The sequence below is a fragment of the Gracilibacillus massiliensis genome, assembly GCF_001458115.1.
Taxonomy (GTDB): Bacteria; Bacillota; Bacilli; order Bacillales; family Amphibacillaceae; genus Gracilibacillus; species Gracilibacillus massiliensis.
This window is the reverse complement of the sequence record NZ_CZRP01000011.1, coordinates 441505-455621: the sequence shown is the minus strand read 5'-3', so window position 1 is coordinate 455621 and position 14117 is coordinate 441505. Positions and strand designations below refer to the sequence as shown.

The 14117-nt window shown below is 38.6% G+C and carries 7 protein-coding genes; 3 read left to right on the top strand and 4 right to left on the bottom strand.

What is annotated here, in order from left to right:
- The first annotated feature begins 174 nt into the window (after positions 1-174).
- The 3 genes from pxpB to BN3107_RS05740 are packed head-to-tail and all read left to right on the top strand — an operon-like array spanning position 175 to position 2541.
- Positions 175-873 (top strand): 5-oxoprolinase subunit PxpB, encoded by a 699-nt coding sequence (gene pxpB / locus BN3107_RS05750; RefSeq protein WP_058306665.1) that lies wholly within the window; start codon positions 175-177, stop codon positions 871-873.
- Positions 854-1813 carry a 5-oxoprolinase subunit C family protein gene (locus BN3107_RS05745; RefSeq protein WP_058306664.1) on the top strand — a complete coding sequence of 320 codons (960 nt, stop codon included), beginning with the start codon at positions 854-856 and terminating at the stop codon, positions 1811-1813. Before pxpB ends, BN3107_RS05745 begins: the two co-directional genes overlap by 20 nt.
- Complete coding sequence (locus BN3107_RS05740) at positions 1813-2541, top strand: 5-oxoprolinase subunit PxpA (RefSeq protein WP_058306663.1); 729 nt, start codon at positions 1813-1815, stop codon at positions 2539-2541. Before BN3107_RS05745 ends, BN3107_RS05740 begins: the two co-directional genes overlap by 1 nt.
- 1640 nt (positions 2542-4181) lie before the next feature.
- On the opposite strand, the gene BN3107_RS05735 is transcribed toward BN3107_RS05740, so the two are convergent.
- From BN3107_RS05735 to BN3107_RS05720, 4 genes are read right to left on the bottom strand one after another with little or no spacing between them, the layout of a single operon-like run.
- On the bottom strand, positions 4182-10430 hold the full coding sequence (locus BN3107_RS05735; RefSeq protein ID WP_058306662.1) for an immunoglobulin-like domain-containing protein: 6249 nt from the start codon (positions 10428-10430) through the stop codon (positions 4182-4184).
- A gap of 23 nt (positions 10431-10453) precedes the next feature.
- Positions 10454-11440, bottom strand: coding sequence for a galactofuranose ABC transporter, permease protein YjfF (gene yjfF, locus BN3107_RS05730; RefSeq protein ID WP_231735258.1), 987 nt, complete (start codon positions 11438-11440; stop codon positions 10454-10456).
- Entirely contained in the window at positions 11437-12480 is a 1044-nt protein-coding gene (locus BN3107_RS05725; protein ID WP_082631240.1) for an ABC transporter permease, read from the bottom strand. The genes yjfF and BN3107_RS05725 overlap by 4 nt, the downstream gene beginning before the upstream one ends.
- A 1-nt stretch (position 12481) precedes the next feature.
- Positions 12482-13993, bottom strand: coding sequence for a sugar ABC transporter ATP-binding protein (locus BN3107_RS05720; protein ID WP_316245019.1), 1512 nt, complete (start codon positions 13991-13993; stop codon positions 12482-12484).
- Between the last annotated feature and the right edge of the window lie 124 nt (positions 13994-14117).

Genomic DNA, 14117 nt, shown 5'->3' with positions numbered 1-14117 from the left:
ATTTTATTTCCTATGACAATCAAACTATATATGAGTCTATTATAACATGACTATTTATCTGTTACTATATATAATGAATAGGACTTAAGTACTGTATTTACTTAATATTTTATTCTCTATCCTTTATTCGTTAAAATAAAGGTACTAGATTTATCTAAAAGAAAGGATGTTTTTATGGATCTGCAATCGATCGCTGAAGATGCCATCCTGATTCGTTTCCACGATGAAAATGATCTATCACCAAAATTAATTTCATTACAATATGAGCTTACTAATCATCCAAGCCTGCCGATCGTCGAAGCAGTAATTGGTTATTGCACGATAACGATTTATTTCGATCCTTTCAAAATAAGTCATCAGCAATTGAAATTGAAACTGCAAGAAATTATTAAGGATTTTGGCGATTCAAAAAATGATCAGGGTACCCTTCATATGATCCCTGTTTGTTATGAAGAAGAATATGGAATCGATTTAGCAACTTTAGCAGATATCAATCATTTTTCAGTGGAAGAAGTCATAAAGATCCATACCAGCCCTATCTATCATGTTGGCTTTTTAGGTTTCTCACCCGGCTTTCCTTTTTTAACGGGTATGGATCAAAGGTTAGCTACGGATAGAAGAGACAAACCTAGATTAGAAGTAGCTAAAGGGTCGGTTGGTATTGCTGGAGGGCAAACCGGTATCTACCCTAGTTCTTCACCTGGAGGGTGGAACATAATCGGCAGAACTCCGATCAATTTATTACCTTTTAAAAAAGATAGACCAACATTATTTTCACCTGGAGACCAGCTTAAATTTTATGCAATTTCCAAATCAGAATTTGAACAGATTTACCAAGAGGAGCGAACTAGACATGTCATTAGAGGTTATTGAGGAAGGTCTATATACCACGATTCAGGATAAAGGACGAACTGGTTATCAATCCTATGGTTTCTCTGTTAGTGGTGCCATGGATGAATTTGCTTCAGTGATGGCCAACCTTTTAGTCGGAAATGATCCTGAAGAAGCTTTGATAGAAATGAGTTTCATTGGTCCAACCATTAAATTTCACAAAACTACAATTATAGCGATAACAGGTGCTGATATGTCAGCTAATTTGAACGACCAACCTATCCCTTTGGGCAAACCGATTTCAATTAATGAAGGAGATGTTCTTCAATTTCGCACTGCTAAAACTGGCTTGTATAGCTATATTGCTGTAAAAGGTGGTATAGACGTTGACGCTGTTCTTGGTAGCAGAAGTACGATCGCTCGAGCAAAGGTGGATGGATTCTTAGGTAGAAAATTGATAATTGGTGATACCATCCAGTTAAACATGAGTTTCACTACTCATTCATTAAGTAACTGGCGGTTAAACCCTTCATTTTTCGACTATATGGTGCAGCCTTCCCAGACAGTAAGATATATTAAGGGACCTCAGTATGACTGGTTTGATCATCAATCATTTGAATTAACCGATTGGTCTACTTCGACGCAATCCAATCGCATGGGTTACCGGTTAAAAGGTCCAACTATTCAGCGAAAAAATCAGCAGCAATTATTAACAGAAGCGACCACATTTGGTTCTATTCAAATTCCAGCTAACGGACAACCGATTGTATTAATGGCAGATGGGCAACCGACAGGCGGTTATCCGAAGATCGGTCAAGTAGCAAAGGTTGATCTCGGAAAATTAAGTCAAATACGACCTAGTCAGTCTTTCCGTTTCCAACAAATTTCAGTTGATGAGGCGATCGAGCTTCTGCATGAGCGCCTTAAGTTATATCGACAAATACAGCAATTTATTTTTGAGAAATGGTCGGAGGTTCGGTAATGAAAAGAATGATATTAAATTGTGATTTAGGAGAAAGTTTCGGTGCTTATCAAATTGGTAATGATGAAAAGGTCATTCCACTTGTAGATGCTGTTAATATTGCTTGTGGTTTTCACGCTGGTGATCCAGATACGATCAACCAGACGATAAAGCTAGCAAAAAAGCATAACGTAAAAATAGGCGCACATCCAGGTTTTCAAGATTTACAAGGTTTCGGCCGTAGAAATATCGAGATGAGCCCAGAATCTGTTTATAATCTTGTCGTCTATCAATTAGGCGCATTACAAGGATTCACGAATGTTCATCGTGTTAAACTCGATCATGTCAAACCTCATGGAGCCCTTTATAATATGGCATGCAAAGATTACAAACTTGCAGGCGCGATTGCCAGTGCGATTGCGGACTTTGATAAAAGCCTAATATTAGTGGGTTTAGCTAATAGTAAATTAATAGATGCAGGATTAGAAAAAGGATTAAACGTCATGAATGAAGTATTTGCAGACCGTACCTATCAAAAGGACGGCACTTTAACACCTCGAACGGAATCGGGGGCAGTTTTGGATGAAACAGAAGATGTTATCGAACAAGTAAAAGAAATGGTCGAGCAAGGGGTCGTTACAACTACAGAAGGTGAGAAAATTACGATAAAAGCAGATACCATTTGTGTGCATGGTGATACGGAAAAAGCTTTAACTTTAGTAAAAGCCATTAATGAACAATTAAAGTGAAACGTCCAGCTAAGCTAACAAAATATCAGATCTTGTTCGTTTGATCCAAAAATATAGAAATCCTTACCACCCCACAAGTATGAAATTGAGCATAAGCAGGATAATACGCCATAACCCTTCGCTGTGAAATAATCTTTGAGATCTGATAACTGCGTAAAAATTGCTCCGGCTTGCCCACTTCCCTTTTACCACGGGCACAAGTGCAACATCTACTCAAGCAAAGCTTTCGTAGTGTTTTCTATGCAGTGGGGTTTTCCCTTCAGCTAACTTTTCCAAGCAAAAACCGCATGGAAAAGTGGATCTTCAGGGAAAACAGTCCCACAGGAGTGGAAGTGGCCGCCTCCGCTGAATGAAGTTCTACAAAGAATGCAAGTACTAGCAATATCGATTGTTACAGATAGGAACATATTTTGTTAATTATGATAAGTGATCTAAAGACAAATTCATAGGCGATATGGGATAACGCCAATATGATTATTCTTACTTTAGTTGTAGAGCATTAAAAAGCGCAGGCGTCCGTTTTCACTCCGGGATGTTTTTACCCTAAGATCCACTTTTTAAGCGCACTTTGCTTAAAAAGTTAGCTTAGGGTAAAAACCCGCGGAAAGGAAAAGTCGGGTAGATGGCAGGCGCGCGCATTCAATAGAACCACGTTTCCTGCAACCCCCATACGATCCCGGACGGTCGGATTTCCCGAGTCCGGTTCTGACACTGGGTTTCTATCGCTATATAAGCCTTCCTTATGTATCCCAGGTTTAAATGCTGACACGCATGTTCACCCATTGATACATAAGTTTACTTATACGCTAGTCTTATGCCAATCATTCAACAGACTCTGTGTTCTGTTTATTCTTTGACACGGACGCCCAGTCGCCCAGAGGTCCTTCGCTCTACTCTGGTGTTACCTTTGTAGAAGCTTCATTCCATAAGCTTAGAAAGGCATTACCCTTTCCTCTTCGCTACTACGACCTCATGCGTCCATCCTAAATCCTCCTAACCATTTTCGCTTGTCACTTATATGGTTGGTCTTTGCTGGTTGTTGTCATCCCAGCTGGAAGTAGGACTTTCCCGTCGTTATCTCTGAAAATCTTTCTCTAGATGCCAGAACCCCTACTCCGGCTGCTTCTATGGTGCTCTTGACCGTTACTTCCCATAGAACATCGGCCTTCCCCATTGCCCAACCAGGTCGGCGCATCACAAGTTATCCCCTCAACAGCTTCTGAAGGGCGCTCGATTTCGGAGCTGCAGTATTCGTTAAAGCCTTCTAGCCTCTAGATTTGCTTGCCACTCTAGCTGTTCCGACCCATACTCTCTCTGCGTAAAGTTGAGCCGCAGTGACTTTTACTTCCAAGCAGAACGTGGTTCGTTACCTCACCACGCATTGGATATACTAGTCATCCGAACCGGTCAATTGATGACAGGAGACTTTCACTCCATTAGATTCTCAGCCTTGACGGCTACTCCCGGACAAGCCGGAGCGGTTACAAAGCACATATAACATCTCATAATTACCAAAAGAGTTATGTCGTATAATCCTTCTCTTATGTAATATAAAAAACCCGAACGGTAAGAAATTCTAATCGAATTTTCTTACTTGTTCGGGTTTTTTTATTGATTTAATTTTGTTTAATCTCAGCTTTTCAAGTTTTGCGTCTTCGTATTACAACCAATCCCACACCTACTATAACTAGCAAAGATCCTATCGCTAACCAATTAAACAGTGTCGTTGCTGTATCAGGTAATTCTTTGTTGTCTTGTTTATCTTCTCCGTTTTGAGGTTTTTCCTCTTCTTCTGGCTCTGTCGGTTGCTCATTATCTTTCGGCTGTTCTGGATCTGGTTCATTATTGTCGTTTGGTTGCTCTCCTGTAGTTTCTCTCATCAATACCCCATAAATCGAAAAGTGAGCTACTTCAGCTGAAATCATTCCTTGTTGTGCCTCACTATTGCTTTCTTGTTTTTCCCACTTTTGATCTGCTTCATTATAATAGTAGATCGCTACCTCTTCATCCTGATTTGCTTCATCTACCTCTAAAGTGAGTAAAAACGGGTCAGTTGGTTGCTGACTTCCTTCTGGATAGATGATTTCAAAATCAAATATGCTTCCAGCAAGTTCAAAAGGTTTGTTTACCAATGCTTGAGCATCCGCCTCGTTAATAGTTAATAATGTTCCAGCTGGTAAATCATCTGGCATTTGAATCGTTACTTTGGAATCTGTTAAATAATACAACTCGCCTGCATTTACTACTGTTTGTTGACCAATTTGTAATTCATTAGTAGGTACAGGGTCCGTTTCTTCTGTCACTACTACTTTAGCAACATCTGAATGTTTACCATTTGCCGTACTAACGGTAATGTAAGCTTCACCTTCAGCGTGTGCGGTAATCGTTCCAGTTTCATTTACTGTCACGACTTGCTTATTATTAGAATTCCACAATAATTCTACATCTTGATCTGGGTTTATTTCTGCGGTTAGTTGTTTATTTTCTCCAACTGTTAATCTCAAATCTTTATCCGTAATTGTGATCGACTCAATTGGATCTTGTGGTTCTTCTTGCTCTTCTGGCAATTGATTTTGCAGTGCTTGGTATTCTGATGCTGTGATTGGTAAAACAGTTCCGTGACGTGGTCGGCTCGGTAATTCATATTCATCTGGGATCGTCCATTCACCTGAAGCAAGATCTGTCGTTTCAAATGGAACATATCCTCTTCCGCCGAATTCATCAATAAACAAATACCATTTTTCCTCTGTATTTGATTTAAAAATGGCTGGTCCTTCTCCTTGGTTGATGGTTCCTTTTCCTACACCTTCTTTGATCATTTCAAAGTCAGGATCTAATACAGAATCGCCAACTTCTTGGAAAATGAATTTGCCATTTGGAGAATCCTCCGCATGGTATCCTCTTTCATCTTTGGTAAAACGATAGATTTTCCCATCATGCTCAATCATCGTCGTATCTATAATCGAATAACCATAATCTAAATATACTTCAGGTTCAGTAAAGGTATGGAAATCTCTTGTCTTGGTATACATCATTCGTTGGTAGCTTGCGCCATTGTTTCGATCTGTTTCATTTTCATATAATTTAGATGCCCAAAAAACAATGTATTCACCTGTTGTCTCATCATAAAAAATTTCAGGTGCCCATGTATTTCCGGCTTCTTTTGGTGCGACTTCTACCATACGCTGTTCAGACCAATTGATAAGGTCATTGGACTCCCAGACCATAATCGAGCGACTACCTTGTGTTTGCGCTTTATTCCAATCACCATTACCGTGAATCTTCAAATCTGTCGCAATCATATAGAACTTATCGCCCTCTGGTGAACGGATGATAAAAGGATCGCGTAAACCTTTTTCTCCAAGTTCTGAAGTGAATACTGGATTGCCATCATTTAATTGTTGCCATTTCAATGGATTATTTCCTTCACTTAAAGCGAAATAGATTTGCTCACCATTTTCATAACCTTCACCTGTAAAATAGGGAAAGAAATAACCTTGATATTCCTCAGGCTCAGGTAGTTCCTTTACTTTCGCTTTAAATGACTTTACTAATTTTTGTTCGTCCAACTGCAACGTTGCCGTTAATACAACATCTGTATCACCTTCACCAAAAGCAGGCCTTGATACTTCGCCTGTTGCGGTAATAGTCTCTGTATCTGAAGTCGTCCAAGTTACATCAACTTCTTCTGTAACATTCGTAGGTAACGTCAAATTGCCTCTGACATCTTCGACATTGTGAACAACTAATGCTTGTAATGCTTCTTTTAAACGTTGCTCGACAGATGTTTTTTCAAGTACCGTCAAGCTAAATTCTTTTTCAACCGAAACATTTCCATCAGAAAGGGTCGCTGTTAATGTGACGGTTTTGTTTCCTTGTCCATGGTTCGGTCTTGCCACTTGTCCTTGATCACTTATCCATTGTGGATCAGATGATTTCCAAGAAATAGTTGTGTTATTACTTCCAGAGTCAGGTAGTAAAAGATCTTCTGTTATAGTTTGTGCGTCTTTATTTTCACCAAGTATTTGCGAAACCGTTAATCGTTGTTTCGCTTGTTCCACTAGAATCGAATCAATCGCATCCCTTTTTATTTCCGCTACTTCTTCTAACTGTTGTATTGCTGACGCAGATAAGGCCCCATCATACACTTCGAAATCAGCAATAAGACCTTTAAAATAAGGATCTGCACTATAGAAGGATTGTCCGATATAGCCACTTGGACCAGTTGGATTAGCAATATCGGCTAACGTAAATTCACCTGCTGACTCACTGGAGACAAATTCACCATCAATATAGAGATCTAGCGTTTCATCACTTCCATTAAACACGGTGGTCACTAATTTCCATTGATTAGACGCCAACGTATCCGCTTTGGTTGACACTTCATTTCGCCAGCCGTCTGTGGCAATGCCAAAGCGAGCCGATCCATCTGCATTATATCTTGGCGTAAAGTATAGGTACTGTTGATCGTTTTGACCAAAGCTGTACAACCATTCCGCTACATTCTCACCATTCCAATTCACTAAAGAAGAAACCGTAATGCTTTCTTGATCATCTAAAATTCCTTGAGGCATCTCAATATAAGCATCTTCACCACTAAGCTCGATGATTCCAATATCATCTGTTGTAACGATCTCTTCCTCATCAATTCCAGTTAGCGTTCCATCAAAATTACCTGCCTGATCTATGATAGTGTCGTCCTCAATATGTTGCATATCATAATCAAGTAAAAGATCGATTTCTGTTGGTGGTGGCTCAACCGTTTCTTCATCTGCTAAATGTTCAATTTCCTGCTCTGTTAACGCTCGATTATAAATTTGAAACTCGTCGATTCCTCCTGCAAAATAGGCTTGATTATCACGACTTGATCTACCCAGATAATTCATTGTCGTTTCCATTAACATTCTTGGTTCGAGATTATAGGTATCACTCGAATCAACCAGTTCACCATTAACAAAGGTTTTGGCAGTAAAGCCATCAATCGTTACAGCAACATGTTGCCACTGATTTAACCCTAATCGATTAGATGTTAAACGATATTTATAATCCGATGGTAAATCGGCAGTTGCATTGCCGAATTTTTCAGTAAAAGGGGTGACGGTTGCAAATTCCAACTGTCCTGAATCACCTTGGGTACTTAAGTACATACTGTTTCGATTGGCGACTCTACCTGTGTCTGCTCCAAAATCAAAAATGCGTTGATCTGCTTGATTCTGATCGACTTTGACCCAGGTTGAAATTGTCATTTTTTCCAGGTTTTCTTGTTGGATAAGGTTTTCAGGCATTTCGACATAACCTGTGTCACCATCTAACTGCACAAATCCTTGGGAATCCCCAATCGCGTCTTCTGTTTCTATGCTGGCATTGCCATGCATCTGTGCATCATAACCATTACCACTTACATCTGTAATGGAACCATCATCGCTTTGATCAAAACGGTAATGAACAATGGGTTGATCTTGCTCTTCTGGTCCTTCTGGTAAATATTTTTCGGTTAATGCTTGATATTCTTGATTGGTAATCGGTATGACGGTACCATGTCTAGGGCCTGGTGGAAGTGCATAGTCCTCTTCATCTAATACATTGTTCACTAGTTGACTACCATCTTCTAAGTCATCCGTCCAGCGTACATGGTATGGCCATGAATCGAGGAACAAATACCATTTTTCTTCATCGATTGCTTTAAAGATAGTTTGTCCTTCATTATTTCCTCCATGACCAATTAAACCTTGGTTACCACTTTTAGTCCCATCGATCAAATTAAATTGATAACCATTTTCTGCTATTCCATCCACATCTTCAAAAATATCTGTTGCTTTCTCGTAATATACTTTGTAATTCACTTCAGACTTGGTAAATCGGTACAATGTTTCGTCATCCTGAATAAAAGTGGTATCGATCGTTGGAAAACTATCATCAATATACACTTTTGGTTCCGAGAACGTATGAAAGTCACGAGTTGTCGCATAATACATTACATTATATTGACCATTTGGACGACCATTTGGATAATCACCATAGGTTTCTTCATTCGGAATCGAGGATGCCCAAAATACGACATACTCGCCAGTCGGTTCATGATAAAAAGCTTCTGGAGCCCATGTGTTACCACCATTATCTGGAGCAACTTCCACCATACGCTGTTCACTCCAATTAACAAGGTCATCTGATTCCCAGACCATAATCGAGTGACTTCCAGTAATTTGAGCTTGATCAAAGTTTGTGCTCTCACCCATTTTTAAATCGGTTGCGATCATATAAAATTTATCGCCTTCTGGAGAACGAATCACAAACGGATCACGCAATCCCTGTTCTCCCATTGTCGATTGAATGACAGATTGTCCATTATTTAACGCACGCCAATGTAAGGGATCTTCGGCAACGGCAAAAGATATTTCTTCTCCACCTTCATATTCACCAGTAAAATAACTAAAGAAATAAGCATCATAATCTTGTTCTCCTGGATCTTTTTTTACGGTAACTGGAATCTCTTTAGTGGTAATTGCTTCATTATATTGAACACTTGCTGTTAAGGTAACATCTGTGTCAGTAGTTGGCCTTTTAACCCAACCTAATTGATTGGCATCCTCTGTTACTTGTTCGGTTCCTTTTATGATTTCTGGATGTGAGGATTCCCAACTAATTTCAGAACCATTTTCTCCAGTTGTTACTAAATGGAGATTACCTTTGACGTTAGTCGGATTATAAACCGAGATTGATTCTGCATCCTGTTCAACTCTCTCCATATCGGAAAATTGTTTGATAACCGTAACTGCAAACGTTTTTGTCGTATCGATACCTTGATAAGTTAAAGTGGCTGTTAATTCCACTACTGTATTCCCTTGCTCTACTCCAGGGCGCGAAACTTTACCGTCTGATGAAATAATTTCTGGATTAGACGTTTCCCAAGTTACTGCCACACCATTTTCTGTTTCTGTAGGTAAAGAAAGATCTCTTGTCACAGAATCTACTGTATCCTGCGAGTGCAAGTACGGTTCGATAGCTAATTGTTCTTGTTGCTTGTCGACCAGCAATTGATTTAAAGGATCAATTGTATCTTGTAATTGATCTGATAGGCTTGCTACTTCGACAGCTGTTAATGCTTCACCATGGACACGAAAATCTGCAATACTTCCTTTAAAATATTGATCATTTTGAAAAATAGATTTACCAATAAAACCGGAATAACTTGCGCTTGGATCGATAATATTGGCAAGTTGTTTACCTTCCGTAGAACCTGCAGCAATTTCTTCTCCGTTCACATATAATGTGAGTAAACCCTCTTCCCCATCAAATACCGAAGTAACAACATTCCATTGATTTGCTGAAATGATTTGATCTGCTTGAATGAGTGATTCATTTCGCCAGCCTGCTTCAGATATGCCAGTAGCCGCAACATTACTAGCACCATGCATCGGAGTTGTGAACAGATAACTATTTCCATGTTCGATGTCATCATCTACTGTTCCAAATCCATAGATCCAACGATTTGTTCCATCATTTGACCAATTCACCAAAGAGGTAACCGTTACACTGTCTAAATCACTTAATAAATCACGTTGATCATCTGCTTTGGGAATTTCAATATAAGCATTCGCGTCACTTGCCGGACCACCATCTAATTCAACAAATCCTACCTGTTCATTTGAGTAATGATCACCTTTACTATCGTTTTGGTAAATACCATCAAATTCTGCTCCTGCTTTATTTTTCAAAACGATTTTTCCATCTATCTCTTTTGATTGTTTCATGTCATAATGAAGAAGCAAACTACTCTCAGAGTTGTTTGCTTCTTCTGCTGCTTGAACTGTATAAGGAACACTTCCAGCGAACAATTGGAATAAAAGTAATGAAACCATCAACAGGGATATATTTCGTTTATTGTTCATATCTATAACTCCCTACTAAATTATTATTCTTTTGCTTGTTTTTTCTCACTGCGCATCACAATAATTCGTTGTAAAACGATAAACAAAAACAATAAGACACCAATCGCAATTTTGGTCCACCATGAGCTCAAGGTTCCTTCAAAAACAATAATGGTTTGAATGATTCCTAGAATGAGCACACCAACGACACTACCAGCTATATAACCAGCACCACCTGTTAACAATGTTCCGCCAATAACGACTGCAGCGATGGTATCAAGTTCCATACCATTTGCATGTAATCCATAACCAGACAACATATAAAATGTAAAAATTAAACCTGCTAATGACGCACAAAAGCCACTTAACGTATAAATAAGTATTTTCGTTCTGCCTACAGGTAATCCCATTAACATTGCGGATTGCTCACTGCCTCCAATCGCATAAACCGTTCGACCAAATTTTGTGAAATGGCCTAGGAAAATAGCGATAATGACAATGATTATAGCAATCACAACACTTATCGATATGAAGGTATCACCAGGGAATGGAATTTGCGTACTTGCCATATAACTAAAAAAAGGATGTTCGATTGCAATGGTTTCGACACTTATGACATAACTTAAGCCTCGTGCTAAAAACATCCCTGCTAGGGTAACAATAAACGGTTGCAAATTATAGAAATGAATCAGTGATCCTTGTACCATTCCTAGCACCGTACCTACTAAAAGACTAATAGGTACCACAATCACTGGAGATAATTGTGCTTCCATTGTCAAACTTGCAGCAACCATACTCGTTAATGCAATAACAGATCCTACCGATAAATCAATCCCACCAGACAAAATGACAAAGGTCATTCCAACTGCTACAACGATCAAAAAGGCATTATCAATAAATAAATTAAGAAATACTTGGGTAGAAAAAAAGCCCGTATAACGTAAGGAACCAAAACTAAACATAAGAACAAATAAAGCAATGGTGGCAATTAACGGAAGTTGTTTGTAATCAAGTGATAATCGATTAATCATGATAAAGTAACACCCTCGCTTTCTTTTTGTTCTTTTGTCTTTTTCAGCTTACCAGTTCCGAATACTTTGCTCCTGAATTCTGGAGATTGTAATAAACAGACAATCAATACAACAACCGCTTTTACCACTAGGTTCGTTTCTGCTGGGACACCAATTGAATAAATCGTTGTGGTTAAACTTTGAATAATCAAAGCGCCAATGATTGTCCCCATTAAATAAAAACGACCTCCCATGAGTGATGTACCTCCAATAACAACAGCTAAAATCGCGTCTAATTCAAACCACAGACCTGCGTTGTTTCCATCTGCACTCATCACATTAGATGATAAAATTAAACCACCTACTCCTGCACAAAATCCGGAAAACAAATAAACCATAAGCATAATATTTTTTGAATTTATACCAGCCAATCTACTCGCATCTGGATTCGATCCAACTGATTCAATAAATAAACCTAACGCTGTTTTTCTTGTTATCAACACCGCTATTAATAAAACAAATGCAACGATAAAAACGGAGAATGGTAAGGCAAGTAAATAACCTCCACCGATAAAATTATATGGATCATAATAAACGGTCGTAATTTGACCTCCCGTAATTAACTGGGCGACCCCTCTCCCTGCTACCATTAAAATTAAGGTTGCAACGATCGGCTGTACACCTATTCTTGAAACAAGCAGGCCATTCCAACCACCTACTAATGTAGAAATAACTAAAGCTAGGGCAATAGCTGTAAATAGTGGTCCAAGACCATCTGTCTCTGCGCTTGCCACTGACATAGCACCAATTGCACCAGACATTGCAATCACAGAACCAACACTTAAATCAATACCTTTCGTCGCAATAACTAATGTCATGCCAATCGAAATTAACATTAATGGTGCCCCACGGTTTAAAATATCAATAATACTTCCTGTTAGGCGACCATTGCGTACCTCGATTGATAGAAAACTACTATCAAAAAATAGATTGATTAATAGAATAAGTAGTAACACCATGATTGGCCAAAATAATCTTGATCTCATAATAGATTTCCCCATATCACATTCCTCCGGCCATTTCTTTCATTAATTCTTGCTGTGTTAAATCTTTTTGGTTTTGATACTCCGATACTTTCTTTCGATCTCTTAGAACAGCTATCCGATGACTGGTTCGCAAAATCTCTTCTAGTTCAGAAGAAATAAATAAAATGGCTTTATTTTTCTGACTTAATTCTGTCATTAACTTCATAATTTCTGTTTTTGCTCCAATATCAATTCCACGTGTTGGCTCATCTAAAATCAGTAATTCTGGATCCGTGACTAACCATCTTGCCAACATTACTTTTTGCTGATTTCCACCACTTAAATTCTTGATTAATTGTTCTGGGTTGGCTGGATTGATATTTAAAAGTTCTATATATTCATCCGCAATTTTGGATTGCTTCGTTTTTGATAAATAACGAAACCAACCATTAACACTTTGAATAGCTAGAATAATATTTTCCCTAACTGTCAATTCCGGGATAATACCTTCCGCTTTACGGTCCTCAGAACAAAAACCAATATTATTTAAAATCGCTTGTCTTGGTGAAGAGAAATGTACTTTCTTTCCATTGACTGAGATAGATCCCTGGTCTGCTTTATCAGCACCAAATAAAAGTCTAGCAACTTCTGTTCGGCCTGAGCCTAATAATCCAGCAAACCCTACTATTTCCCCTTTATTTAATTCGAAATTAAATGGTTGAATTTTCCCTTTTAAACCGATTTCATCTGCTTTTAGAAATGTTTCTTTTTCTCTTACTTGTTTGGTAATATTTTTCGAAACATTTTCAAGCTCTTCCAATTCCTTGCCTATCATCTTGGACACAAGATCCATGCGCTCGATATCTTTGGTCATATATTCACCGATCCATTCACCATTTCTCAAAACGGTTAGACGATCAGTAATTTCATATATCTGATCTAAAAAGTGACTAACAAAAACGATTGCTAAACCGTCTTTTTTTAAATTCCTTATAACTGAAAATAATTGTTTTACTTCATCACGATCAAGACTTGAAGTAGGCTCATCCAGAATGAGGATTTTAGCAGAGACATTAAGGGCACGTGCAATAGCAACCATCTGCTGAATCGCCACAGAATAATTAGATAATAGCTTTGTTACATCTATGTTTAATTGCAAACTTTCGAGCAAATCTTTTGCACGACTATGCATTTCCTTCCAGGCTAAACGCCCGTGTTTTTTGATTTCTCTTCCAATAAAGATATTTTCGGTAACGGAGAGATTGGTACATAGGTTTACTTCCTGATACACGGTACTAATCCCGTGCTCTTGGGCATCCTGGGGATTTTTAATATGGACTGTTTTGCCATCCATGACGACACTGCCCTGATCAATAGAATAAACACCTGTTAGCACTTTAATTAAAGTAGATTTTCCTGCACCATTTTCCCCCATTAAGGCATGCACTTCTCCAGGATAAAGTGATAGTTGTACATCTGATAAAGCTTTAACACCGGGAAATTCTTTCACGATATTCTCCATGACTAATCGTGGTTGTTGTTCAGGCAACTTGATTACCTCCTTTTTTTGCAAAGTGGTAATTTTGAATGATATGAATACGTAACAACCGCTCCGGCTTGCCCACTTCGCTTTCCAAGGGGCGCGTCTTCAGCTAACTTTGCAAAGAAGAGCA

Coding starts and splice junctions, on each gene's coding strand:
- BN3107_RS05735 (WP_058306662.1), bottom strand. CDS start 10,430: ATGAACAATAAACGAAATATATCCCTGTTGATGGTTTCATTACTTTTA.
- BN3107_RS05725 (WP_082631240.1), bottom strand. CDS start 12,480: ATGGGGAAATCTATTATGAGATCAAGATTATTTTGGCCAATCATGGTG.
- BN3107_RS05745 (WP_058306664.1), top strand. CDS start 854: ATGTCATTAGAGGTTATTGAGGAAGGTCTATATACCACGATTCAGGAT.
- yjfF (WP_231735258.1), bottom strand. CDS start 11,440: ATGATTAATCGATTATCACTTGATTACAAACAACTTCCGTTAATTGCC.
- pxpB (WP_058306665.1), top strand. CDS start 175: ATGGATCTGCAATCGATCGCTGAAGATGCCATCCTGATTCGTTTCCAC.
- BN3107_RS05740 (WP_058306663.1), top strand. CDS start 1,813: ATGAAAAGAATGATATTAAATTGTGATTTAGGAGAAAGTTTCGGTGCT.